The organism is Mastigocoleus testarum BC008, assembly GCF_001456025.1.
Lineage (GTDB): Bacteria > Cyanobacteriota > Cyanobacteriia > Cyanobacteriales > Nostocaceae > Mastigocoleus > Mastigocoleus testarum.
In genome coordinates this window covers 34,638-61,521 of sequence record NZ_LMTZ01000091.1, presented here as the reverse complement: position 1 = coordinate 61,521, position 26,884 = coordinate 34,638, and the positions used below count along the sequence as shown (strand labels likewise).

Genomic DNA, 26,884 nt, shown 5'->3' with positions numbered 1-26,884 from the left:
AAGAAACTGCTTGGACTTGGTTAAAAATTAGTCAGCATGTTCGAATTGGTCGAACTTAGGTTTACTTATAACGACGCTTACGTCTAGCAGCTACAGCTTTCCGTTTACGTTTCTCTTGGGGGGTTTCATAATGACGATGATACTTTACATCGGCAAGAATCCCCGCCTTGGAAACCTGACGCTTAAAGCGGCGCAATGCTGAATCTATTCCTTCGTTTTCTCCTAAAACCACTTGGGTCATTCTCGAACTTTCCTCTTTTTCTTGTTTTTGACAATTGTAATATTAACCGCTTCTAAATATCTCGACAAACATACCCAAAAATAGATAAATCTGTAGAAGCACAATTCAATGTATAAGTTTACTCAGTTTTTCTGAATTGTGCTTGCTTCCCTCGTGTTGGGAAAAGGTTTATTGAGCATAACATCCTAATTGCAAATCGCTGTTCTCAAAGTTAGGAAGGAGACAAAAGCAAGTTAGGTAAAAATATAATTAATACCCCAAAAATTCAAAAATTAGAAGGTTTGCTCCCCAACTTTACAAAATATTAGAACATGCCCCTCTTTATAGGTTATTCTTCCCTAAATACTTTTAGTTCTCTTCTGTTATTTTAATATCTAAAGCCAACTGATAAAGTTGACGTCGAGGTATAGAAGTCAGTTTTGCTAATTCGCGGCTAGCTTGCGACCGCGATACTCCCCGAGTAATTAGCGATCGTAATTCTATTTTAAGTTGCGCTTCGGAAAGTTGTGTTCGATCAGGTGAAGTTCCTTCAAGAATAAGAGTATATTCACCCTGAGGTTGTTTTTCTTGATAGAGAGAAATCGCTTCCTTCAAAGAACCTCGCCAAAAGTCTTCATACAGTTTAGTTAGTTCTCGTGCTAGCACACAATGACGAGTTTCTCCAAAAGCAGCAACTAAATCTTCTAGCGTTTCTCGCAAGCGGTGTGGCGATTCATAAAAAATTAAAGTCCGAGTTTCTGCTTGTAAAGATTCTAAGATTTGTTGTCGCTGTTTTCTTTTTGTTGGCAAAAAACCCTCAAACATAAATCTATTTGTAGGTAAGCCAGATGCACACAATGCAGTAATCGCTGCACAAGCACCAGGAAGAGGGACCACAGAAATTCCTTTAGTGATACAAGCCGAAATTAATTCATAGCCAGGATCGGAAATTCCTGGAATCCCGGCGTCGCTAACCAAAGCTAAGGATTTATCGTCATTTAAGTGTCGTAACAGTTCTGGAATGCGACTACTACGATTGTGTTCGTGGTAACTTATCTGGGGAGTTTTGATTTGAAAATGTTGCAGTAACTTTCCCGTATGACGGGTGTCTTCAGCTGCAATCAAATCTACATCTTGCAGAACCTGTACGCCCCGAAATGTCATATCCGCTAAATTGCCGATTGGGGTACCGACAACATAAAGCGTTCCTGGTTTAATTTCCATTAAAAAATCATCATTCAAAAATTTTTTCGCTGGGTAGTAATTCCAATTATTTATCACTAATTAATTAGCCACTACCAATTTTTATTTCATTACCGATTACTGATTACAAGTGAAGAAAGATGAAAAAGCATGGGTTATTTGTTGGTTTAGTTACCTTAGATTTGATTTATCTTGCCGAATCACCTCCCAAGCACAACCAAAAAATTGTTGCTGCTGACTGTACAGTTGCAGCTGGAGGTCCAGCAACCAATGCAGCAGTAACTTTTAATCATTTGGGGGAGCAAGGCAGAGTTTTAGGAGTTATTGGTTCTCATCCAATGACTCAAATAGTTCGTACCGATCTAGAAGATTACAAAGTTGCTGTTACCGATCTAGCTCCTCATAACAATAATTCACTACCAGTGTCTTCAATTATTGTTACTGAAGCCACCGGAGAACGTGCTGTCATATCGATTAATGCTGTTAAAACTCAAGTAAACGCACAAAATATTCCAGATAATATTTTAGACGATGTGGATATAGTCCTAATTGATGGGCACCAAATGATAGTAGGGCTTCATATTGCCGAGATGGCAAAAGCTAGAAGTATACCTGTAGTCATTGATGGTGGTAGTTGGAAAGCTGGTTTTGAGCAAATTTTACCTAAAGTGGATTACGCTATTTGCTCCGGGAATTTTTATCCACCCAATTGTCCCGATATACCCCAAGAGGATACAAAAAGTCGTTGTCAGGCTGTTTCTACTTATCTTCAAGAATTAAACGTACCTCACATTGCCATAACCCAAGGGGAAAAACCAATTTATTACTTTTACCAAGGCGAAGCTGGAATAATTGATGTACCAAAAATCAAAACTGTCGACACCCTAGGAGCAGGTGATATTTTCCATGGTGCATTTTGCCATTTCATCTTGAGAGAAAAATTTACAGACGCACTCATCTCAGCAGCAAATATTGCTTCCCATTCCTGTGAGTTCTTTGGTACCCGTCTTTGGATGAAATCTTCAAAATAATTTATCCCAACCTTTAACGACTTCCACTGATGTTAGCCCAATCAATTATATGTAACTTTATTTACAATTACCCGACATTACTTTTGAGTCATAAAGAAAAAAGCAGCATATAGCGGATTGCAAGTAAGTGAGGTATAGGCAAAAAGCTAGAAGTTATATGTAAAGTAGGTTTCACTCCTGACTACTGCCTCCTGTCTCCTGACTTCTGCTATAAGTTAAGTTTGTGCTTGTGATGATGAAAAAGCTGAGAATAAATCATCTGTAAGAATTTAGATTCCAAATATGTATTCGTAACCATTAATTATTCGCACCTACTGAACACTCGTGATAAAGTTACTAGCTAGGTTCTTAATCTTTTGCTCAAAAGGAAAATTAATGAAAACTTTAGAGGAAATTTTAACTGTTACCCGTAGTATTGCTTGGGGGGCAACAGATATACTCCGTAGCTATTATCGTGGGGATAATAAACAAAATCTAGAGGTTAACTATAAACAAAATGAACCCGTAACTGTTGCTGATACAGCAACAAATAACTATATTGTGGAGCAATTACAAACAGCTTTTGGCAGTGAAGATTTCGGTTATATAAGTGAAGAAACCTATCAAAAACAAGCTGCGAATAGTAAAGAATTGGTTTGGATTATAGATCCCTTGGATGGAACTCGAGATTTTATTAATAAAACTGGTGAATATGCGATTCATATCGCCTTAGTAAAAGATAAACGCCCAATATTAGCAGTAGTAGCTCAACCAGAAACCGAAAAGTTATTTTACGCCATCAAAGGTAAAGGTTCATTTGTCGAAGTACGTAGTGTGACAGGAGATAATTCTACTGAAGCTTTAAACGTCTCAACACGGGATAGTTTAGATGATTTAACTTTAGTAGTTAGCCGTAGCCACCGCAATGAAAAATTAAATCATCTCTTAAAAAACTTACCTTGTAAAAATCAGAAAGTAGTTGGTAGTATTGGTGGAAAAATTGCAGCAATAGTGGAACAAAAAGCTGATATTTATATTTCAATTTCTGGAAAATCAGCGCCCAAAGATTGGGACCTAGCAGCCCCTGAACTAATCTTGAGCGAAGCTGGTGGAAGTTTTACACACTTTGATGGTACTAACTTGTCTTATAACACTGGTGATATTAATCAGTGGGGTGGACTAATTGCTTCTAATGGTAAGTGCCATCAAATGCTGTGCGAAGAAGCAGAAAAAATCTTAGGACAGCTTAGCTGATTATCAACCTCTATATAGCAACGAAATTCAAGTCAAATAAAAGATTATCTTTTCTATGGGAATAATAAGATTTTCTATTAATTAAAGTTCTTGATTCTCAATGAATTTAGGGATTTATTGTAATTTTTCCCAATTAATTATAATTCTCTGAAATAAGGTATATTTTTTATCTTTTTTGTAATCATCTTGAATAAAAGTTTCAAAGTTTTTCCATAATTGCTATATACTGGAACGATAAGGATTAATTCGGTTGTGTAAATCGTATAAATCTTTGAAGCGTTTCTCCGAAGCTAAGTCTCTACAACACACCATATTGGAATCACTGAATGTCAATTTATTTTGTTAACTTATCTAAGCAGGTTACAGAAGATTATTTAGAAGAAGTATTTGTAAATCGTGCTAAGGTTAGTCAGGTTCAGTTTGTAACAGATATGGAAATGATTGGAAGACTGGGTCTTGCTCCTTTATCTTAAATAGATTTCAAGAGGAAGAGAATGCAGTAACTGAGGCATAAAATCGTGCTTTGTGGATCGATAGACAATTCAAAAGTAAATTAAGCAAGACCTCATTACAGATATGGGAGGTCTATCACGGGGTAAAATAAGCGATAATCATCGCTTTGAGAATATGAACTTCTCAAGCAATATTTATCTAGAAACTCCAGCAGCTTAAAGTTTAAGCTAGACACTGCTGGAAATATTTTTTCGCTCTGATTTTAGGTGTGATATTTTAAAAAGCTCAGGCTTTTGAACGGTAAAAAATATAAGGATTAACAAGAATGACGCAAGTAGTATTAGGTGAAAATGAAGGGATAGATTCAGCTTTGCGTAGATTTAAGCGCAAAGTATCACGTGCAGGAATTTTCCAAGACATGAGGAAAAATCGTCACTTCGAAACTCCACTAGAGAAACAGAAACGTAAAGCAGTTTCTCGACAAAGACAGCGTCGCCAACAACGTTCCCGACGTAAATAAACGTCAAAAATTAGTTATAACTTGATACTCTGGTTGTAAGATACTCTAGTTATAACTCTACATCGGCGAGGCTTTCGATTGGAATATACCTAGATGAAATGCTGAATTAGATTATGAGTTACGAAATACACTTTAATCTATCATGTAGCTTTTTCAAGTGTTTTTCCCAATTGAAACACCAGATAAAGATTCGAATGACAATCAGTGGGATCTTTATTTTTATGCAATCAATGTCACCACAGTTGATTGCATAGAAATTTTGCATTTTCGTATGATGTGATTTTTTTTTAATTTCTCTTCAAGTGCTGGGAAACATCTTTAAGATCTCTTTGCAACTGTTCGAGTTTTTGTTGTATTCGATTCAGATCGGGATTACAACAGCCATAACGCCATTTTACATAGCTCTGACATATATCCTCAATTAATGTTGTAATTGCTGGTGGATAATATGTGGAAATAATTTGAGCATACTCTAAAGAAGTTTGTGCAGAATGTTTTTTGAAACCTTTTTTTGCCATTAACTGCAACATTTCTTGATATAAGCGTTCCATCAATGGTAGTTTCTTCAGAGCAATTTGGTTGCACCAATATCTCCACAACAACCAACTAAACCAACTAAATAAACTAACTCCAGTCGCAAGGATTAAAAATGTTAAAACCCCAAGCCATCCTTGGAAAAATAAATTAATCAGCCAAGAGAAAAAATATGTTATGGCACCAAATATAATTCCAAATATGTAATTGAGCCAACCTGTTACTGGTGACGGTAACCAACCCGCAACCCAATTCCAAAACTGACGTAAAACAGTAAAAGTTTGAGTTTCTTCTATGGAAGGAGGAATTAAAGGGTGAGATGGAATTGGGTCAAATGGAAACCAGCCATATTTGGGAAAGTAAACTTCAGTCATTGCGTAGGCGTCAGTATTTCGAACAACATACATTCCAGTAAAAGGGTTAAAACTTCCAGAGCTAAAACCTGCAACTAAACGAGTTGGAATACCAATAGAACGCAACATGACAGTAAGCACTGTAGAGAAATGATCTGGATAACCACCTTTGTACTTAAACAAAAATGCTTCCACTAGATCTTCCTCTTCTCCTAAGTAAGGTAAGTTTAAAGGGTTTTCTGGAATTGTATAATTCTGTTTTAAATACTGGGCTAAGTAAAGAGCTTTTTCAGAGACTGAATTTAAAGTGTCATCTGATTTCCCAACTTGATCGCGGTTGTAGTTGGCTAAAATTTCTTCGGTACGAATTCTAACTTTTTCTGCAATTGACTCCGGTATTTGTAAATAGGATTTTTTGATCGGATCTGGATATTTTGTTGAAGCTTTTCTTAAAACAGTGCGATCGCGATAAGGGACTTCAGAAACAACAGTATAGGTCAAACCTTCAGATAACCCCACAGGAGAGCGTAAAGAACCCTCAGGGTCTACAGCTACAGTTGGTGTCGGGAAGTAAATTTCTTTAGGATAAGCCATTGCAGGAATCACATTAGGCAAATCTGACACAACCGTATAAGTCTGTACTACTTCTTTTGTTGGAGTAATGAAATTACCAAGAGAAAGAAGAGTTTTGTAAGACCAAGGAGAACGTTTTATTGTTTTTACCTGGTCATCACGAGTAATTTCCCACCCTTTCCCCGTATAGCGATCGAATGCAAGTACCCGCCAAAAACCTTCCACTTGCGATCTTACTCGCATTACTACTTTGGGGGTCATTTTACCCCGTAGATTTTGATTAATCGAAGAGTTAAAACCGTAATAAAAAGAATTATCAATTTTTCCTGGTTTTCCGATTTTTCCTTGACCGAATTTACCATTATTATCCAGGTCGTTATCTTTACCTTGGCGAACATAGCCAGGATTATAAATTCTTTTCCCAGTCAAATTTTCTTTGATTTGAATTGGGGAACTAACTGGAAAGTTACGCAATTGATAACCAGGAAATCTAGGTAAAATAGCAAAAATACCTAAACCCAATCCAACAATCAAAATAAAAAGTAAAAAATAAGAAGGTAGCGACCCAGGTTTCTGTTTAACTCTAAATTTTAGTTCTTGAGTTTTAGTTTTAAAATCTCCTAAGCCCAAACGGGAACGATAATCAAAAACTAAAGTCGGTAGTGCAATTGCTAAGAATATTAGCAATATTGGAGCAAAAGCCAATGTTTGACTCACTGAAGCTGCAACACCCAGCAAAATTAAGCCAATTGTAACTGAGTAACCCAAATCTTTACGACGGGGTAAATCAAAACTATGAAGTATTTGAAGTTGAATTAACAATTGGGCTAGTACTAGGCGAGTATCATTAAAATGACCTACCAAACGCCTAAAGAAGGTTCCTAATGCCACTAACATCCCAATGGCAATAAAAAACTTAATTGTTATATTGCGTTGATGGCGATGGTAATAACTCCAAATTGCACCAACTATTGATAAAGGCAAACCCCAAAAACTATATGTTGTTTTAGCGGCGGTATCAATCGCAATGATTGCCACAATTACCAACGCTAGGACAAGTACCCGCAAAGTCACAGAATCTTCAACTTGCTTTGGGGGTGACTTCTGACTATGCTGCTGCCAAAAATTATTCAATGGTAGACGCCAAAACCTGGTTATCCTGGAAAAATCGAACATCGTGATGAGAAGACAGCTTATGTGTATACAAGTAAAGCTGCAATTTATAGGTCTTTTGGCTCATCCGAGCGAAGGAATAAATTCGATTCCTTTGTCAAGCAAATCAATACATATTAAACTGGTATTTTGCTTAATTAATCGGTCCGAGCACCTGCCCTAATAACTGCTTTACTAAAAAATCAAAGGAAGTTTCAACATCAGGATAACCTTTTATACACAAAAATTATTTATTCAGTAGTCTAGCGTTGGTAATTTTATTTAAACAATCGGTAAAATTGCGATGAATAATGGCTTTTTGTCAAATTCTGGACAATCAAGCTCCAATGTATAAAAATCATCCAATTGCTGCTGTTTCAAATCTATACTCAAACATCCAGAAGTGGCCGAATGTATGATTTCTTCAAAATCACCGGAGAGCAACTTTAAAGTACTTGCTGCTGGTAGGTGGTACTCAATACAAAGCTTAGTGTATTCAGCTTGATACTTGTACTCAACTCTAATATTTACTAATCCTGCGGTGGTTTCCCATTCTCTTTCAACAGTAGGATGGGTAGTAGAAACTTTTAGAGTCATGTTCTCTAACAGTTCCTTAGCTGCTAGCAAAGATAAGGCCATTTTTTGAGATAGTTGCAAATCAGAGTAATTATTCTCCAAATTTGGTACAACATCTAGAGTATCTACGGAACGATATGGAGTTCTGAGTACTAATCCAGCCAAATCGTTAAGCGCCTGTGGTTCTTCTGGAAATAGATTTTCCACAGCTTGCACTAACTTAGTCCCTAGCGGTAAAGAAGAAGCCACTAATGTTTGACATCGTTCAGCCAGGATACTAAATATGTTTTCTGGTAAAGTAATTGGTAAATTGAGCTTGGACTGTTTTAACACCCAAGACCCACAGGGAACCAATGCATTTGCAGCATTGTCAATATATTCCGGGTAATCAGTTATACTACTTTCCCAAGGGAAAAGTGGCGGACGACTTTGGATTTGGTTTTTTAACCGACGTTTAAGTACGGCTTGGAAACGTTCTTGCACAGTAGGAATTTCTCCCAATTTAAAGTTTTGAGACTTAAGTTCCGACTCAAAAGCACCGCTTGTAAAAGCGGCGGCTTGTGAATAGGCATCATTAAGCCTGTTATTTCCCTTACATTCGACCGATGTGTTATCTCCAGTTAAATCGTCATTTGACAATAACCAGCAGAGTATTTGGTGTTGTAAGGATTCTGAGTCTCTATTCATGAGTAGATGCACGCGATCCGGACACTAAGGAGTTACGAATTTCCCAAGCTTGTTCAAGAATTTTAAACCAACGCTTCTGGAGTTGTGCCATAGATAACCCTAAAACTTTAGCTATTTTTTCATCTGTTTGTCCTTTCTGTTTAAGTTCGAGTAAAGATTTTTGTTTGGGGTCTAACTTTTGCAGGTACTTTTCCCACTGGTAAGGAGTTAATCCTAGATTGGTATGCAGATCGGCTTCTAGCCATTCATGTACTAATTCCCAGCGATGTAAAAGAGCAAAACGGATTAAGTGATATTTAAAACGTTGTTGTAAGTAATCTCTCTGTCGAGCCGTCAAGCCTAAAATTGTCTCAATTTCCTGAGCTGATAAGTCCTGAAGACGCAACGCGAAGTAATCTGCACAATCGGATTGTTGTCGCTCTTCCAAATAACTCATCAATTCTTCAGTCACAACCGAACGTAGAGTCTCTTCTTCGGGTTCAGGCTCGGGTTGAGTAGCCATTGTAGTTCTCAATTGCTGAACTGCTGGATCTTCCCAAAATCCATCAGAATCACTACCACCACCTTCTGCAGCTTGTTCCATATCCACACAAGTTTCCAAAGGTTGCTGCTGAGAAAATGTTTGAGCTCTAAGTATAATTAATTGCTGTTGTCTTCCTGGTAAAGGAATTCGGCGTTTACCATAACGTTCGCTAAACGCCATATATTCTGCCAATTCTAAAAGTGTTTGCGGACGATAGGTCGAACTGGTTTGAGTTTCTCGCCGAAAAGCATTTAGGGTTTCCAGATAAAAACTTTGGAGAAAGTCTTCTATTATCGTTAATCTTCCTTGATAACTTAATTGTCTTTGAGGAGGATTGATGTAGCGATAAACTATTGCACTTAAGGTACTGTGCAATTCAATTCGACCGCGATTCGAGCCCAATCTATAGTACCGCAAACACTGGTCTAATCTATGTTTAGATAAGGTTCTAGCTGATTCTTCTAGAGTCCCAGATGCTTGAATGCGTTTACTCTCATTACAAATCCTGTCGACTTCAACAGCAATTCGCATCGCCACATCGCGGCAATTTTTCTCTGAAGCTTTGGTCGAAGATTTAAGTTCTTGAAAGAGGGGTTCAAATATCGCCTCTGCGCCGATAAATTGCTCCCCCTGTATTGTTGTGGTTGCGCCTGAGTCCATAGTTTCGTTTATAAAAAGACCCTAACATACCTAAGTTTTACTGTATGAATGTGAATGCTAGATACGGAATTCATGTTTAATAAGTTAAGTGTAAGCCAGACAAATTAAAATTATCTATCTGGCTTCTATATATTTTTCCCATTTTTCGTTAAATGATTAGCATTTCCTCTCATGTTATAGCCAATACCCACAAGTAATTAACAAATTATTATGGATTTACAAGCACAAATTCAATCATTGATTAATAGTGCACCCCAAGATGGAGTTACGCCATTATTGGTCGAATCAATTGCTCCAGGGTTGCGCGCACTTGCAGAAAAACTTAGCCATTCCCAATACTATATTCTGCAAAATATGCATAAAGAATGGGTTTTAACTACGTTGAGTAACCGTACAAATCCCAAGCAAGAAAAACGAGTCGTTTACGCTTTCCCCACCTCAAAAGATGTTTCTATTGAATCCGAAATGGCATCGGATCCATCTATGATAGCTGCACCAACTCCAGTAGTTCACATTTTGTTCCAATTAATCGCATTGGAACCCGTAGATAGTATAGTGTTTTTTGAAACTCCTGGCACTACTCAAAATGCAATAGAAATTAAACGTTTAGAACTTCAAAAGCTGGTACAGCAAACTTTAGAACAGAAGAATTCCGTAAATCGGATACCACCTGACATTGCCTAAATTATCTTATATTAACTAACCGCAGCCTAATTGTGACTTGGGTAATAAATATCTCAAATTTTACGTGGCTAAAGATATTCAATATTCACCCTAAACCAACCGGTAAGTGTTAATGCCAAATTGTAGTTGCAATATTAAATTTCTGTAGTAAATCTGACTTTTACTACAGATTATTTCCTTATTTAATTACTGGAGTAAATCTTAAATTAACAGAAGTTTTATATAGGTAAAACTAAGAAGACAAAAATTGTCGCGTACAAAATTATTGTGAATTTTACAAAGTTTTAGGAAAATCACAGACACATCATTGAATATATGATGCCTACTCAAACTCTCTACTTCCATTAAAGAAGCAGAGAGATATGAGTGTACTTATTGAAAAATTAACTGGGATACCGAATATTTATCTAAAAATACGTTGCATTCTAAACATGGGTAGTATAAAACACTAGGAATCACTCAAGCGTACTTATTAATAAACTCAAGAAAAATCTACCTTCTGAAATGGCAAAAGGAAAAAGAATAATTAATATGGTTTTTCATGACTTAGAAGTGGTGTGTCACCCTTAGAGACAGACTTTTACTCTATAGGTTTAGGGTAAAGTACTGCTATGCGGTGTTGAATTTGCGGGAGTTAATTTTCTCTATTTTAATAAAGCCGACTCAATACATAGTCAGCCATATTTATTAACGCTTGACGAGATTCAGAGGGAGGAATATCTTGGAGATGTTCGACAGCTACACTAGCATGATAAGCTGCTAGTTCGCGCGCACGTTTTATACCTTGGCTATTTTTAATTAACTCAATTGCTCGATCTAAATCCTCAGATTGGGCAAACTCTCTTTCTACAAGCACCTCCAAATATGGTTGCTCTTCAAATGCAAATAATACTGGTGCTGTCAAATTACCACTTTTGAGATCTGAACCTACTGGCTTGCCAAGAGTATCACTTGAACTAGTGAAGTCTAAAATGTCATCAACAATTTGAAATGCTAACCCAAGATTACGGCCATAAGCGTACAAGTGCTCTGCTGTTTCTTGAGAAACTCCACTGAGTAAGCCTGCAGCTTTAGAACTGTTAGCTATTAATGAAGCAGTTTTATAGTAAGTTTTATTTAAATAGGTCTCCAGGGAAATACTGCTGTTGAAGCGATGTAATCCTTGCTGAATCTCCCCATCTGCCAAATCCATAATCACTTCTGATAGTAATTTGACAACCTCTAAATTATCTAGGTTAGCTAAATACCAAGAGGATTGAGCAAATAAGAAGTCTCCTGCGAGTATTGCAATACGGTTACTGAACAAGCTATGAACCGTAGATACGCCACGCCTGATATCTGACTCATCAACAACATCATCATGCACCAAGCTTGCTGTATGAATCATTTCGGTTATTTCAGCTAAACGTCGGTGACGAAGCGTAATATCTTTATCTTTCATGGTTGCCCTGGATATCAGTAGGACAATCGCTGGTCGGATACGCTTTCCACCTGCACTGAACAAATGTTCTGCTGCAGCTTTAAGAATCGGATGGCGATTTCCAACTAATTCTTTGAGATTATCTGCTAATATTTGCAGATCTGTTTCCACTGGGGAAAAGAGGGATGTGGCTGGGGTCATCGATGAGCGGGCTCTGGTTTAAGTTACGAAAGATTACATATTCTATATTCATTTTAAGATAACCTAGTAATCCAGCAAAGGATTAACTGGGTTATCTGACACAAGACTAACTGAAATTAACAACTATAATTCATAAAAAAAATCAAATATGACTAAAAATAAATGATTTTACCTTCTCTACGATTTTTTATACAGATAATTCAAAAAATAGAAATAACAAAATTCGACACCTCAAACTGTAAGTCATTTATGCTACTATACAAATATTAACGTCCAAAAAATTAACTTTTGTAAAAATATTGCTGTATTATATTTTGCTCAGTATCTTCAGTGAATACATTGATTAACGCTTGCTTATTTCAAGGGTCATGCGTCAGAGCAGAAGTAATAAAAAGCAAATCCTAAAGCTAATCGTAAGTGATTAATATTAACTTTCCCCGATTTGGCAAACGCGACTAAACTTATAAAAAGTCTGTATCATTTTTTCGTGTAAATATAATAAGATACTGTGAAGATATCAAAAGTATTAAATGAATCATAAGTAAAATGTATCTATTTTTAGGTAATAATAAAATATAGAAAGCAAAACATACGACTACTACGAAATAGGTTTTTAACCAGATGCTAACTGATTTAAGACTTTTGAAATTTTCTAAAGAAAATATGAAAATGGGCTAAGCAGTTAGCATAAAAATCAAACTCCTTATGTTAGGCTAATATGTAAGGGATTTAATTTTGTCACTTGAACGCGAGATAGTTAAGAGCTCCAGGCAGTGCTCAGTGCATCTGGTGCTAGAGAATATTTATATTCTGTTGTAATAATCAGAATAATTAAACAATTTAGTTCTAGTGGTGGTGTGTGAGTTTTGTTGGTTGCAGGGTTGTGCTGTCCTTGAATAGGAAAGCACCTTATTGGTGTCGTTTCTTGAGTTTAAGGTTGCCCCCGCCGATAGATAAAATTATATTCTATACAGTTTTAATAGTACATTAGTTTCAGTTTGCAGGTATTGTTCATTTGTGCCTAGCTATCTGAAGTACGCCTTCACTGTATTTATTATCTGTACTAGACTTTGATTTTTAATAATTTCGGGTAGAGAAGTTATTTCTTTTCTATCACAAACTTTTATGTGCCATATAATACGGCGGTAAATTGAGCAAATCTATCTATGTAAAGCAAATTTAATATTTTTCACACAAGAAGTGCTGGGAGAACAAGTGTAACGGGGAGGTGCTTATGATGATTTTTATATTGGCTTGTGGTTATCTTTTCACAGTTTATTTATTGCTAGCCTTGGCAAAAAGAAGCCAAAGGGAAGCTGCAGTGAGTGGATTTCCTACGACTAGTGAAGATGAAGCCGAACAAAACGTCTCTTTGACGTCGGAAGCATTAAAGTAGTACGTTTAAACCAATTAATAATTTGAAATATTCAAGCAGCATAGATAATTCATAGAAAAGTTATTCTAGGATTATTGAAAAAGTCATTAATCGCGTATTTAGAGGGCGACTAATGACTTTTTTGCTGTTCTAATATCAAACTTATTCTGCCAAAGCTGGACGTAGGATCAATAAGTAAGTCCAGTTTGAATAAAAGTATCCATTAACTAATTCAGGACTTACGCAAAGGAATTTTTTATTGCGAGTCTAACGTAAGTTTTATGAGATTACCTCCCTGTCGCTAGCCTGTAGCAAAGCTGATCCGCAGATAGTGCAGCTATAGTATGACCTTAATGCCATACCAGCTGCGCTACCTAGGGATTTGGTAGGCTTACCCTAGACCGCTAACCTCATAAGATTCAGCTAAGGTAGCACTGCACCACATAAGTTATGAGGGGTTAATAATAATAAAAAGTTCTTTTCTCCCCCCTCTGTAAAAAACCTACACCTGTAAGCCCCCCCTCTCCCCTTACCTGCCTTCAGTAGTTGGGCAAAATTAATCTATTTGCCTGATTCCTACAATTATTAGCTCTTATCTTAACTAGTAATATCTTGTCGTAAGTCGCAAACAGAAATATTGTTTAAATCTACTACTTCTACATTTGGTGTATAACCCAAAAGCTGTAAGCAAGATTGAGCAAATTGTTGTGGACAGCCACTTACAGCAAAGCGAGTTGGTTGTGCAGTAAGAGTATTTTTTATTTTGAGTAGATCTAATTCTTGACCGCAAGCTCTGACTAAATGAGCGGCAGGATCTACAAGTTTGACTTTATCAGGAAGAAGTGTTCGTAGTACTGGTGCTAAATGGGGATAATGAGTACAACCATATACCAAAGTATCAATTTGGTTATTTAGTAAAGGTTCTATGTAAGATCGTGTGATTTCAGTAGTATAAGGATCGTAAATTCGATTTTCTTCAATTAGCGGTACAAGTTCGGGACAACTGACTTGCCAAACTTGAATTTCGGGATCGATCTCCACAATTGCATTGCGGTAAGCATTACTTTTAGCGGTAGGAAGAGTTGCAATTACTCCTATGCGTCTACCTTTTTCTACAGCAGCTTTTGCCCCAGGTAAAATTATCCCAAGAATTGGAAAGGGAAATTCAGAACGTACTGTTTCCAATGCTAAAGCTGAGCTTGTGTTGCAAGCCATAATTGCCATTTTGACTTTTTGCTGTTGCATCCACGTCAAAATTTGACGAACAAACTGCAAAATTTCTCTCTGAGAACGCATACCATACGGTAAGTGAGCAGTATCACCAAAATAAATTACAGATTCTTGGGGAAGCTGGAAATATACTTCACGCAATACCGTCAGACCACCGACCCCACTATCGAAAATCCCAATGGGAGATGTTTGAGATTCCGAACCAGAAAAATTTCTAAAATTGTCTTCCAAAAATTGAGATGAAAACACTGGTAATTTTTTAGTTTATATTTTTGCAATAAGATATTGGGTGAAATACAGAATTAATTATGCTAAATTGCACGCTAAACTCTTGTCCAAGATCGATTTATAATACTGCACCTGTATTTAAAAATTGTAAATATACTTGTTATCGCCCCTTCAAATATTGAAGAATACCATTGGCAATAGCTTGTGCCATTTGTTCTCGATATTGAGCGCTACGCAATTTCGCAGCGTCTTCACGACCTGTAACGTAACCTGTTTCAATCAAAATTGCTGGCATGGAAGTTTTTCTCAAAACGTAAAATCCTGCCCGTCTTATTCTTCGATCTCTGACATTAACGCTCCTAAGAATACTTCGGCGGACAGTTTGAGCAAGCCTAAGTCCACTATCAAAATAGTAGACTTCCAAACCGCTGACATCAGGACGACCTAAGCCTAAGGAATTAGCATGAATACTCACAAATATATTGGCATTTGCTCGCTGAGCAACATCTACTCTACCCCGAAGGCTAACAAAATAATCAGAATTTCGAGTAAGAATAGCTCTAATACCGTTCTGCCGCAATATTTGGGAAACTTTAATACTAATTGGTAAGATAATATCTTTTTCTCGCAATCCTCCAATACCTATCGCACCTGGATCTTTACCACCATGTCCAGGGTCAATCATAACTACTAATCTTTCATTTTGGTATCGTCGATTGGGGGGAGACCAAGAGCGTCTTAATGGTGGAACCGATCTAGGAAAGCGTGAAGAATTTCTTCTGGGCAGTGGTGGTAATATTGTGCTTGGGCGTCTAGCAGCAGTTCTTTGTAAATCTAAAGTTAACAAGTCGGGACTGAGTTGGTTCAAGTTACCAATTTGAACCCCGGGGGCTGGTTGAACAAAAATAAGAACTGTTTGTGGGTCTTGCTTTTGCAAGCGTACCCGTAAGATTGGACTATAAGCGTTGAGTCGTGGACCTTGAATGTTCTCAGCTAGATTCGCATTAGTTATCTTAATACGGTAAAGCCCAGTTCTTCTATCCCAACCACCTTTTGCAGCTAAGGGTCGATCTGCTCTAATCATTAATTGTGACCCAATCGCACTCAATCCCAAAGATTTAATATTTGCTGGGGATTTATTACTACTAATCCAGGCGTCAGTTGTAGTCTTAGATGAATTACTAGAAGGATTAAGAAGGAAAGAAGAAGTTTGAGAACTATTATTTAATGATGATTTACTAATCGGACTTTTGGGTATCAGTATCAAAGCATTATTGCTACTGTAACTTGCTCGCCAATCTGGGCTTTCTTTGTCGACTTTTAAAGCTAAGCGAACTTTGGATTTTTTACCTTCTTCTTTGGTAATTTCAATATTACTAACGCCATGTCTGCCTACAGGAAAATTCTTTTCTCTGAGTGTAGGTGATAAATTTGCACCAAAAATTTCTAAATATACTGTTTTGCGATTGCGACTACGCTTGACTTTTATTTTTTTTGCTTTTTCGCCACTTGTTCTGATAAAAAATCCATCCCCAGTTACCCTAATACTTTCAATCTGTGCTGTATCTGATGGATTGCGAGAAATAATATCTCGACTACTACGACTGAGATAGTTAGGATTCAGGTTATTTTCGTAACTATTAGCAGTAGAATATTCTAACTGTTGACGTTGTAAATCTGGTAATTGAACTTTCCAGCGGTTGGGAGTGGTACTAACAAATTGGACTCGTTTCGGATCTAAGGTATAACCAGAAGCCAATTCAACAACAATCCTAGTTGTATCGCGGTTAAATTGAGCAACGCGGATATTACGAATCCGCCCACCAACTGGTTGTCTCAGTTGAGGACTAATAAAATCTGTATCAGGTAAATCAATTACTAACCTTGTTGGGTTAAATACTAGCTGTGCTTCTGGTTGAACAGCATCAGATGTATAAATTTCTAAGCTGTTTCTACTGGGATTGAAGTTCCAAGATTGTAGCTTACCCGCGCGGACTGGTGATGCTAGCATCAAGGTAGCCAAAATAGTACCAGATCCTAACCAGTGTAATTTCACCGTGCTTTCTCCTGAATCGCATTCATAAATGTTAATAGATTATATATTTATTTCCTGTAAAAAAAGACACCAGGATTTACAAGTATCAAGTGTATGATGAAGCCATACCTTATATACCTTGTACCTAAAAAATAGTTTCTAGGCTATACTTTGAGGCTACACAAATATGAATTGGTGTTTTTGAATCGGAAATTTTAAATAAATTATAGTATTATTATTTACTTAAGTTGAACTGTTTAAATTTCTGCAAGTTAACTTTCGCAAGTTAAATAAACTGATGTCTTTTAAGAACTAAAAGCCTCAACCATAAAAAAGGACAAAATTCACACGTTCTAAATCTGTAGAGTAATTTTGTAGCATTAGACCTCAATAGGTGTACCCTGAACTATACTTGTATTCGCTTGGGCTATTGTAATCGCATTATACTTACATAGACTCATTCTTTACCGATTTGAGTATATGCTCCATGTTTTTTTTATAAAGTTTTGAAAATTTACTGATAATTTTGCTAATAATGTTCACACATTTACTTATTACTCAAACACACCTAGCAAATAACTAGTTAATTAGACCTTTATCATATTTTACTATAGGAATCATACTTGATTCTTGAAAAGATTTTTACCAACAGCCCTTATAAAATAGACTTTTGAATCTCAGTATGTTTTTAAAATTCAAATCGGATTCCTATTATTATAAATAATGCATTGGATATACAAATTTTTCCAACTCAATAATTTAAGAAATCATTGGTTTTTAAGTTAGGAAAAACAAAATTTTATTAGTACAAAAACACTAACTAATTGAGGTGACTTCATGAAAGCCGCCTTAAAGGTTTAACTACTTTGAAATTAAAACTGTATAACCTTAAAAATTTTTGACTCAACTCATCTTAGATGAAGGCTTTTCCTTGAAGAGAAAAGCTTTAGTTGTGAGCATCTAAATGTTTATATTTGTAAGATTTAAGTGTGTATAAACTTACTTAAATCTGCAATACCTTTCCTCGCAAAGTAAAAGAGGAAAGGATTTCGATATTTTTATTTTTAAGATGAAATATTCCTCCCTGTTAATTGATTAAAAATAAACACTTGTGTTGAATAAAAATCAAATGTACTCAATTTGTTATCTTCACTTTTGGAATGATGACAAAATTTAACCATCTATCAACGCTTTAGGTAATCGAGTATACCACGGGCAATTCCTTCTGCCATTTTATTTCGATACCATTGCTGTCGTAGTTTTGCAGCATCTTCCCGACCTGTTACATAACCCGTTTCTACTAAAATAGCAGGCATTGAGGATTTCCTAAGCACGTAAAATCTAGCTTTTCTAACCCTGCGATCGCGTACATTGACCGTTTTTAAAATACGTTTACGAACGCTTTGAGCTAAGCCATAGCCACTATTGTAATAATAAACTTCCAAGCCACTGATATCGGGACGGCTCCGACCTAAAGAATTAGCGTGAATACTAACAAAAACATTTGCGTTCGCTCGTTCTGCTAGCTGTACTCTTCCTTTCAAACTAACAAAGTAGTCAGATTTACGAGTAAGAATGGCTTGGACACCATTTTTCTCCAAGATTTCTGCAACTTTTTGACTAATTGGTAGAATTACATCTTTCTCTCGCAATCCACCAATTCCAATTGCACCCGGATCTTTACCACCATGTCCTGGATCGACAATCACTACAACCCGTCCTCTAGGATTTGGACGTCTCGCAGGTGTAGTTCTTCCTGAAGGTGGAGAAATTTGTCTTCCTGGGGATGATATCGGGTTTGGTCTAGGAAGTGGTGGTAAAGCAATTGGAGGTGTAATACGCCGTGCTTTTCCTAGCTCTAAACTTAATTTTTTACCTCTGGTATTCAGACGACCAACCTGTGTCCGCGAAGCAGGTAAGACATAAACTCCCACAGTATTCGCATTTTCTTGCTTTAAACTTACCCGCAAGACTGAACTGTTGGGTTTGAAGCCAATCCCTCTTACTGAAGAATCTAAACGCGCGTTGGGTATGGTGATAAGAAACATAGCTGTTTTCCTATCCCAACTAGTAGTGCTAGCAAATAAATTGCGATCGCCTTTAATCTCCAGCTTTTCGCCATCATCAACCAATTCTACAGATTTAATCGTCGCTAGAGAACTATTAGGTGGAAGTATAGGTCTGACAGGTCTAACAGGTCTTCTTGGTGATGGGTTTCGGGTAACAATAGGTTTGGGAGTTTTTGAAGGTATGCGAGGGCTAGGAAGATTTCCCACTCTACGAGTTGGAAGAATGATTATTCCCCCAAAACTGCTCACTGTTGCTCGCCAGTCGGGACTGTTCTTGTTCACCTTCAATCTCATTTTTACCCGTGAGGGATCTGATTCCGATTGGGAAAATTCAACACTACTAACGCCGTAACGATTAATTTGTTGTTCGCGTTCTTTTAAATTTGGCGATAGCTGTGCGCCGCGAATCTCAAGATCGATAGTTTTTTTGTCCCTACTACGGCTTATTCTCACACTTGGTCTACCACCACTAGTGCGAAGGAATAACCCATCTCCTGTAACTCGCAAACTTTGAATTTGAGTTTTACCTTGAGTTGTACCTTGGGCAATTTGCGAACGATTGATTACAGTTCCTTTTACCGAGGAACGGCTATTTTTTCGAGCAGCAACGTTAATGTCATTTGTTGCAGAAGAATTTATCTTTTCCAGTTGTGGGGTTGGTAACTGCACCATCCACTTTTTAGGAGTTTTTCCTGTGAACTTCACTTTAGAAGGATCTAATGTGTAGCCAGGAGTAAGTTCTACAACAATTCGAGTTGTTTCTTTGTTAAATTGACCAATACGGACAGTACGAACTGCACCACCCACAGGTTTTCTTAATTGTGGACGCCCAAACTTAACTCCCGGTAAATCGATGACTAACCGCGTGGGATTGAAAATCAATTGTGCTTTAGGTTGAACAGCACCATCAGTATTGATTTCTAACTGATTTAAATTGGCATCAAAACGCCAAGACTGCAGTTTTGCTGCATCCGCAGGCGACGATAGTAGGGAAACAGTTAAAAGAGTACCAGGTATCAACCAGTGTAATTTCACAGTGCTTTCTCCTGATTTGCATTTATGAGAGCGATTACAATTTAGTGGCTTAAGATTATTACCGCTCAGACCTAATTCTTGGATAAAAATTCTCTTAATCGTAGTAAAAGACTACGAAGAAGTATTTTCAGTGCCACATGCATTGTTTCGCGCCCGCACCTAGACGCAGCCATTGGCGTCAAATTTTAGCATGACTTGGGATATTCATGTATTTTTTGCGAGAAAATGCGGTTTAACAAGCATCAGATTACACCAAAATTTGACGGATAGAGGTGACTGCTGCAGTACATCCCAATCAAAAAGCTTTATTTTGCATCTTGTTTTTGTCGGATGTACGGTTATGGCTATCGATGCACCGTGTCAAAAATATCCGCTATCAATCAATATGACAACGATGTGCGGATGCAAATCCTGAATTATCCCAAACAAATATCACCACAATTGACTTTGTGAAGAGCTAAAGGACAAAAATAAATAATAATAGTTATCTTGCCAGCTATCTTGCCAATAATTTAAAAAAACTCCTAAAATTTATATTTCTAGGGGACGAAAATGAAGCCGTATAAGTTTCTGCATTTTTGTGCTGGATTGTTGCTGGCTCATTTCTGCGATCGTTTTTATCATTCAAGGGGCTCTATTACTTCAATGAAGTTATGCAATTTCAATTTATAGAAGAAATTAATAGGAGTTATATTAAATTACGTGTTTTATCCAACTTCAATAAGAAATATATTATACATGCTTTTTCTGTTTTCCCCCAAATTTTACAGCTAATTTTTCTTCATAGTCAGTTATTCCAAATTTTAAATTTGCCTCGAGAGTAATTAATGCGGACGATGCTATAAAAGTTTAGTATCACTAAGTACGACCAAATACACAACACACGCGCAAAAAATATTTAACAATAAATTATTTGGTGCTTTTATCCCCACTACAAGGTGGGGATAAGGAAACTAATTCAAGCAATGAATCGGTTAATCTTTGAGAAAATTAACCATTACCAGAACTGGAGGAGGAATCCGATATTACGGTATCGCTTGACGCTGGAACCATTGAATTGGATGTTTCCATAACCATAGATTCTCCTAAATTTCCAGGAGTGGAAGTTGCCAATTTGTCTTCCTGGGGAAATACAAACCGTAGTAAGGGGGGGGCAAGAAAAGTCGTTAGAATAACCATCAAAATGATAGCTGCTTCTAAAGGTTCTGAAAGTACGCCAGTAGCGGAACCAATACCCAAAAATACCAAACCGACTTCACCACGAGGAATCATCCCCACACCAATTGCCAAACGGTTGACTTTTGCTTCGCCAAAAACACTGAAGCCTGTAATTACTTTACCGAGAATCGCAACTACAATCAGGAAAACCGCCATAATAAAACCTTCACGGTTACTAGGAATGGCTGGATTCAAAACTCGTAAATCAGTTTGCGCCCCTACTGTGACAAAGAAAATTGGCACTAAAATATCAGCAATAGGAATGATTTGTTTTTGCAGTTCTTTGCGCTTGTCTGTTTCTTCCAAAACCAAGCCAGCAGCAAAAGCTCCCAAGATGGCTTCTAATTGTACAGCAGCGGCAAGGTATGCCATAACAAAAGCGAAGATAAACGCTGGGATAACTAATTCACCTCTGGTTTTAAGTCTTTCAACAACCGCCACAAAGGAATTATTGAAAACGTTACCCAAAGCGATCGCTCCCAAAAGAAAAGTACTGGCGCTAATAATCAAGAAGACAACATTAGCTACATCTACTTCCCCGGTTTTAGCAAGGCTAGCAACTACAGCTAGGACAATAATTCCCAGAACATCATCGATAACTGCAGCTCCCAAAATAATTTGTCCTTCTTTGGTATTGAGCTGCCCGATTTCTGAGAGTACCTTGGAAGTTATACCAATACTGGTTGCGGTCAGCGCAGCGCCAGCAAAAATTGCCGGTACTGCCGAAATTCCGAACAACATCATTAGCCCTGCAGTACCTGCAGCAAAGGGAACAGTTACCCCGATTATTGCAACTACAGAAGCCTGCATACCTACAGCTAATAGTTCTTTAAGATTGGACTCCAAACCAATTTCAAACAAGAGAATAATCACACCCAATTCTGATAAAACAGAAATAACCTCGGACTGGGCTTGAAATAAATTCTCCGCACTTTCTGGAGTAAGTTTGGTTGTTGTCTCAAGAAAAGAAATAATCAAAGAGCTAGAACTATCAGCCCCAGATTCAGGAAATACTAACAAATGCAGTACAGAAATACCGACTACTACACCACCAACAAGTTCTCCTAATACTGCAGGTAAGCCTGCACGATTAGATAATTCACCACCAATTTTGCTAGCGAAATACACTATGACTAAACTTAGTAGTACTCCTGCTACTACCAGCGAGCTTTCTGGTGCCTCTGTTTCTGTTGCTAGTAAGGAAGACGAGAAAGTGATTAAATTCAACACCATTACTTTTGCGAAAATCCCTTTCTTTAATTTACAAGTTTATTGAAGATAATTATCGGAAATCCCTTTCTTTAATTTACTAGTTAATTGGAAATAATTACGAACAAAATTTACAACTCTCACCAGAAATCAATTATTAGTCTTTGCTAACTTCAATATAAGATCCCAATAAGACTCTGATACGGGGAGCACGGAAAGCCTTGGTAATCTTAATAAATCAAAGTCTTTAAAAAGATTACTTTCCTTGATTTTTTTCAAGGTTAATGGTTGAGAAATCCTTTTTATTACCCTGATGTCCACTACTACTCGCTTGCTATCATTCAGCGCGGGGTCTGGATAAGGTTGACTTACAACCTCTGCTAATCCAATTATCTGTCTTTGTTTGCCTGTATGATATATAAAAACTAAGTCACCGGATGACATATTACGTAAATGCTTCAGGGCTAAAGCGTTTTTAACTCCATTCCAAACTGTAGTTCCCTCTTGTTCCAAATCAGTATATGAATATTCATCGGGTTCGGTTTTCATTAGCCAGTAAGCCATAAAAAATCTCCTAAAAATTAAATGTAAATCTGGTATTCTCTATTGATTGTTTCAGGCATAAATATTTATTATTGAATGCATAATTTTTTTGAAGCATATTTTTTGAAGAAGATTTTTAAACATCGTTTTTTTAAAATGACTGACAAAATATCAGTAATTAATTACGATTGTTAATGTATTTATTAATTAATTAAATATAAAAAATTGAGCATTTCATTTTTATTTCTGAGGAGTGTTAGTTTTTATGAGTAAATGTACTTCGACAAAGTATTCATTGAAAACTAAAAATTTTTTCCAAGGCTTCAGTTTGCAAAGATTCAGTTTTCAAGGTTTTAGTCTAATTTTGCTATGGGGAGCTATTCTAGCCCAACCTGTAGTGGGACAAACTCCACCGAAAAGGCTACGAACCCTTACTGTTAGAGGACAGGGTGTTGAAGAAATTGCAGCAACACTATCCCAAATAAATTTGGGAGTTGAGGTTCAAGGAAAAGTAGCCCAAGAAGTCCAACGAGAAGCTGCCCGTCGTTCCCAAGCTGTAGTAAAACTTTTACAATCTCAGCAAGTTGAAAAACTTACAACTAGTGGGATAAGTCTCAATCCAGTTTACAGTTTCAAGGACAATATCAGACGACTCACTGGATATAGTGCAACCAACACAGTAAGCTTTCAAATCGCTACAGAAAAAGCTGGGCAAATTTTGGATCTAGCAGTAAAGTCTGGAGCGACAAGAATTGATGGTATTAGATTTATAGCTCCAGAGGCAATGATTAGTGAGGCAAAGAAACAAGCGCTCAAAGAAGCAACACAAGATGCTCGAGAGCAAGCAAATGCTGTCCTAGCATCCTTAGGCTTAAGTTCCAAAGAAATAGTTGGTATTGAGGTTGATAATGCTAAGGCTCAAGTTCCGCCCATATTTCGAGGTGAGTCAGCATTTGCACAGGCGACATCTGCTGATGCTTCCAGAACTCCTATAATCGGCGGCGAACAGAAGGTTGAAGCAACTGTAACATTGCAAATTAGTTATTAAATTATTGGGGTTAGCGTTAGCGTTAGCGTTAGCGTTAGCGAAGCGTGACGTTAGTCATAGCGTGACGTTAGTCATAGCGTGACGTTAGTCATAGCGTGACGTTAGTCATAGCGTGACGTTAGTCATAGCGTGACGTTAGTCATAGCGTGACGTTAGTCATAGCGTGACGTTAGTCATAGCGTGACGTTAGTCATAGCGTGACGTTAGTCATAGCGTGACGTTAGTCATAGCGTGACGTTAGTCATAGCGTGACGTTAGTCATAGCGTGACGTTAGTCATAGCGTGACGTTAGTCATAGCGTGACGTTAGTCATAGCGTGACGTTAGTCATAGCGTGACGTTAGTCATAGCGTGACGTTAGTCATAGCGTGACGTTAGTCATAGCGTGACGTTAGTCATAGCGTGACGTTAGTCATAGCGTGACGTTAGTCATAGCGTGACGTTAGTCATAGCGTGACGTTAGTCATAGCGTGACGTTAGTCATAGCGTGACGTTAGTCATAGCGTGACGTTAGTCATAGCGTGACGTTAGTCATAGCGTGACGTTAGTCATAGCGTGACGTTAGTCATAGCGTGACGTTAGTCATAGCGTGACGTTAGTCATAGCGTGACGTTAGTCATAGCGTGACGTTAGTCATAGCGTGACGTTAGTCATAGCGTGACGTTAGTCATAGCGTGACGTTAGTCATAGCGTGACGTTAGTCATAGCGTGACGTTAGTCATAGCGTGACGTTAGTCATAGCGTGACGTTAGTCATAGCGTGACGTTAGTCATAGCGTGACGTTAGTCATAGCGTGACGTTAGTCATAGCGTGACGTTAGTCATAGCGTGACGTTAGTCATAGCGTGACGCGACAGCGTCATATGGCGATTTGGGACTGGGGATTTGGAATTAGCATTAGCAGACCACGTTGTGGCAATAGCGTCATATCGAGATTATTAATTTGAGACTACTAATCAGAAAACACAAAATCAATTCCTCACCTAATCCCCAGTCCCTAATACCCAATACCCAATACCTAAAAATGATCTGGGCTACCGTCCATCATTGCTGCTTCCGCATCACGTTTGGAACCAAGTAGATCGAGTTGATCGACTAGGATAATTGGTGAAGAACGATCTGCACCTGTGTTTCTATCTTTCCATGTATCAAATTTTAAAGAACCTTTAATTCCAATTAAAGTACCCTTTTTCACATAATTACCAGCTACTTCTGCTGTTTTACCCCAAAGTTCCAAATTAAACCAATCTGGTTCTTCAGCGTTACGAGAACGCCTTCTAACTGCTAGTGTAAGCCGACACTTTACACTACCTGATTCAAAATATTTCATGTCGGGTTCGCCACCTACACGACCCACCAGGGTTACAACATTAATACTCATAACTCACGACTTGCAGTACAAAAATACTATAAGATTGATAAAACTAAATTGTAGCGAATAAAGAAACAATTACGATTGTGTAAGAAATTAAACGGCGAAGTACCTCCAAAAGATGATAAAAATGATTCTGCGCATAGCACAAAATTATACGGATATACTGAAACAATCTAAGAAGATCGACAAATAACCCCAAGTAAAGTTAAGGCACCCCAAAGTTATATAAAAATATGGTCTGCTTTACTAGACTCGGGATAGAAAACGTAATAGAATCCAGCCAAATTCTCTCTTACGGTCGTAGTTAAAAAGTATCGAAAATAGGGGGCGAAAAATCGCGTGGGTCTTTTCAGTAAATTTTCCTTATCGCGGGATATGGGTATCGATTTGGGTACCGCGAACACCCTCGTTTACGTATCTGGTAAAGGTATCGTGCTTCAAGAGCCTTCTGTTGTTGCCATTGATCGAGATGAAAAAGTGGCATTGGCAGTAGGTGAAGATGCAAAAAAAATGCTCGGTCGGACGCCTGGAAATGTGGTTGCCCTCCGCCCCTTGCGCGATGGTGTAATCGCTGACTTCGATACAGCCGAGTTAATGTTAAAAAACTTTATCCAGCGCGTAAATGAAGGTAAGTCTTTAGTTTTACCTCGCATCGTCATTGGCATTCCCAGTGGTGTAACAGGGGTCGAAAGACGAGCTGTAATGGATGCTGCTTCTCAAGCAGGTGCAAGAGAGGTTTATTTAATTGATGAACCTGTTGCAGCTGCGATCGGTGCTGGACTTCCAGTAGCCGAACCGACTGGCAATATGATTATTGATATTGGTGGCGGTACAACAGAAGTTGCTGTATTGAGTTTGCAAGGTACCGTACTAAGCGAGTCTGTACGTATAGCCGGTGATGAATTGACCGAAGCTATTGTCCAGTATATGAAAAAAGTCCATAATTTGGTAATTGGGGAAAGAACTGCTGAAGATATTAAAATTCGAATTGGTTCTGCATATCCCACCCAAGATGATGAAGAAGCAATCATGGACGTCAGGGGTTTGCATTTGTTATCTGGCTTACCACGGACTGTTACAATTAAGGGGCCGGAAATGCGCGAAAGTATGTCTGAGCCACTTTCAGTAATTATTGAAGCTGTGAAGCGGACTTTAGAGCGTACTCCTCCGGAGTTAGCTGCAGATATTATCGACCGGGGTATCATGCTTGCTGGTGGTGGTGCTTTGCTTAAGGGCTTAGATACTCTAATCAGCCATGAAACAGGAATTGTTACACATGTTGCAGCAGATCCTCTGAGTTGTGTAGTTTTAGGAACAGGTCGGGTTTTAGAAAACTTTAAACAGCTAGAACGGGTTTTCAGTGCTCGGTCCCGGAGCATGTAGTTTTAAATATGGTTTCAAGATATTGGGTCCCATGAAGGGATCCGATATCATAGACTTATTGCTACAAACTATCTAGCTTGAATTAACTGGCCGAAATTAATTAGATTTTATATAA

At 37.7% G+C, this 26,884-nt stretch carries 20 protein-coding genes; 8 read left to right on the top strand and 12 right to left on the bottom strand.

Annotated elements, in window-relative coordinates; translation table 11 throughout:
- Nucleotides 1-61 precede the first annotated feature (61 nt).
- Nucleotides 62-241, bottom strand: a complete 180-nt coding sequence (gene rpsU / locus BC008_RS17935) for a 30S ribosomal protein S21 (RefSeq protein ID WP_027841043.1) — start codon at nucleotides 239-241, stop codon at nucleotides 62-64.
- Nucleotides 242-589: 348 nt separating this feature from the next.
- A complete protein-coding gene (gene rsmI / locus BC008_RS17930) occupies nucleotides 590-1,444 on the bottom strand; it encodes a 16S rRNA (cytidine(1402)-2'-O)-methyltransferase (protein ID WP_027841044.1) in 855 nt (284 codons plus the stop codon).
- 119 nt (nucleotides 1,445-1,563) lie between these two features.
- On the opposite strand from rsmI, the gene BC008_RS17925 reads away from it, so the two are divergent.
- From BC008_RS17925 to rpsU (BC008_RS17915), 4 genes are all read left to right on the top strand, one after another.
- A complete protein-coding gene (locus tag BC008_RS17925; RefSeq protein ID WP_027841045.1) occupies nucleotides 1,564-2,454 on the top strand; it encodes a sugar kinase in 891 nt (296 codons plus the stop codon).
- Between the two features lie 375 nt (nucleotides 2,455-2,829).
- Nucleotides 2,830-3,687 carry a 3'(2'),5'-bisphosphate nucleotidase CysQ family protein gene (locus BC008_RS17920; protein WP_027841046.1) on the top strand — a complete coding sequence of 286 codons (858 nt, stop codon included), beginning with the start codon at nucleotides 2,830-2,832 and terminating at the stop codon, nucleotides 3,685-3,687.
- A gap of 326 nt (nucleotides 3,688-4,013) precedes the next feature.
- Nucleotides 4,014-4,160 (top strand): RNA recognition motif domain-containing protein, encoded by a 147-nt coding sequence (locus tag BC008_RS49540; RefSeq protein WP_161938130.1) that lies wholly within the window; start codon nucleotides 4,014-4,016, stop codon nucleotides 4,158-4,160.
- Between the two features lie 305 nt (nucleotides 4,161-4,465).
- A complete protein-coding gene (rpsU, locus tag BC008_RS17915; RefSeq protein ID WP_058183744.1) occupies nucleotides 4,466-4,660 on the top strand; it encodes a 30S ribosomal protein S21 in 195 nt (64 codons plus the stop codon).
- Nucleotides 4,661-4,947: 287 nt separating this feature from the next.
- Here the strand turns inward: rpsU (BC008_RS17915) and BC008_RS17910 are convergent, their stop codons facing one another.
- From BC008_RS17910 to hetZ, 3 genes are all read right to left on the bottom strand, one after another.
- Entirely contained in the window at nucleotides 4,948-7,296 is a 2,349-nt protein-coding gene (locus BC008_RS17910; protein ID WP_027841047.1) for a DUF3488 and transglutaminase-like domain-containing protein, read from the bottom strand.
- Between the two features lie 258 nt (nucleotides 7,297-7,554).
- The gene (locus tag BC008_RS17905; protein WP_027841048.1) at nucleotides 7,555-8,535 is read right to left on the bottom strand and encodes a hypothetical protein; all 981 of its coding nucleotides are present in this window, start codon (nucleotides 8,533-8,535) and stop codon (nucleotides 7,555-7,557) included.
- Entirely contained in the window at nucleotides 8,528-9,718 is a 1,191-nt protein-coding gene (gene hetZ, locus BC008_RS17900) for a heterocyst differentiation protein HetZ (protein WP_027841049.1), read from the bottom strand. Before hetZ ends, BC008_RS17905 begins: the two co-directional genes overlap by 8 nt.
- A gap of 210 nt (nucleotides 9,719-9,928) precedes the next feature.
- On the opposite strand from hetZ, the gene BC008_RS17895 reads away from it, so the two are divergent.
- Nucleotides 9,929-10,402 (top strand): hypothetical protein, encoded by a 474-nt coding sequence (locus tag BC008_RS17895; protein ID WP_027841050.1) that lies wholly within the window; start codon nucleotides 9,929-9,931, stop codon nucleotides 10,400-10,402.
- 649 nt (nucleotides 10,403-11,051) lie between these two features.
- Here the strand turns inward: BC008_RS17895 and sds are convergent.
- Nucleotides 11,052-12,023 carry a solanesyl diphosphate synthase gene (sds, locus tag BC008_RS17890; protein ID WP_027841051.1) on the bottom strand — a complete coding sequence of 324 codons (972 nt, stop codon included), beginning with the start codon at nucleotides 12,021-12,023 and terminating at the stop codon, nucleotides 11,052-11,054.
- A gap of 1,234 nt (nucleotides 12,024-13,257) precedes the next feature.
- Between sds and BC008_RS50560 the strand changes: the two genes are divergently transcribed.
- A complete protein-coding gene (locus tag BC008_RS50560; RefSeq protein WP_201026141.1) occupies nucleotides 13,258-13,419 on the top strand; it encodes a hypothetical protein in 162 nt (53 codons plus the stop codon).
- A gap of 576 nt (nucleotides 13,420-13,995) precedes the next feature.
- Here BC008_RS50560 and murI read toward each other — a convergent pair.
- The 5 genes from murI to BC008_RS17865 all read right to left on the bottom strand — a co-directional run bounded on the left by murI (nucleotide 13,996) and on the right by BC008_RS17865 (nucleotide 22,986).
- Complete coding sequence (murI, locus tag BC008_RS17885; protein WP_027841052.1) at nucleotides 13,996-14,877, bottom strand: glutamate racemase; 882 nt, start codon at nucleotides 14,875-14,877, stop codon at nucleotides 13,996-13,998.
- Nucleotides 14,878-15,016: 139 nt separating this feature from the next.
- The gene (locus tag BC008_RS17880; protein WP_027841053.1) at nucleotides 15,017-16,912 is read right to left on the bottom strand and encodes an N-acetylmuramoyl-L-alanine amidase; all 1,896 of its coding nucleotides are present in this window, start codon (nucleotides 16,910-16,912) and stop codon (nucleotides 15,017-15,019) included.
- A 1,163-nt stretch (nucleotides 16,913-18,075) separates the two neighbouring features.
- Nucleotides 18,076-19,995, bottom strand: coding sequence for an N-acetylmuramoyl-L-alanine amidase (locus BC008_RS17875; protein ID WP_027841054.1), 1,920 nt, complete (start codon nucleotides 19,993-19,995; stop codon nucleotides 18,076-18,078).
- Between the two features lie 990 nt (nucleotides 19,996-20,985).
- Nucleotides 20,986-22,446, bottom strand: coding sequence for a cation:proton antiporter (locus BC008_RS17870; RefSeq protein ID WP_027841055.1), 1,461 nt, complete (start codon nucleotides 22,444-22,446; stop codon nucleotides 20,986-20,988).
- Between the two features lie 126 nt (nucleotides 22,447-22,572).
- On the bottom strand, nucleotides 22,573-22,986 hold the full coding sequence (locus BC008_RS17865; RefSeq protein ID WP_027841056.1) for an EVE domain-containing protein: 414 nt from the start codon (nucleotides 22,984-22,986) through the stop codon (nucleotides 22,573-22,575).
- Nucleotides 22,987-23,230: 244 nt separating this feature from the next.
- Between BC008_RS17865 and BC008_RS17860 the strand changes: the two genes are divergently transcribed.
- Nucleotides 23,231-24,013: an SIMPL domain-containing protein gene (locus BC008_RS17860; RefSeq protein ID WP_027841057.1), complete on the top strand. Its 783-nt coding sequence runs from the start codon at nucleotides 23,231-23,233 to the stop codon at nucleotides 24,011-24,013.
- Nucleotides 24,014-25,029: 1,016 nt separating this feature from the next.
- On the opposite strand, the gene BC008_RS17855 is transcribed toward BC008_RS17860, so the two are convergent.
- Nucleotides 25,030-25,392 (bottom strand): single-stranded DNA-binding protein, encoded by a 363-nt coding sequence (locus tag BC008_RS17855; RefSeq protein ID WP_027844293.1) that lies wholly within the window; start codon nucleotides 25,390-25,392, stop codon nucleotides 25,030-25,032.
- A 369-nt stretch (nucleotides 25,393-25,761) separates the two neighbouring features.
- Between BC008_RS17855 and BC008_RS17850 the strand changes: the two genes are divergently transcribed.
- Nucleotides 25,762-26,769, top strand: coding sequence for a rod shape-determining protein (locus BC008_RS17850; RefSeq protein ID WP_027844292.1), 1,008 nt, complete (start codon nucleotides 25,762-25,764; stop codon nucleotides 26,767-26,769).
- The last annotated feature ends 115 nt before the right edge of the window (nucleotides 26,770-26,884 follow it).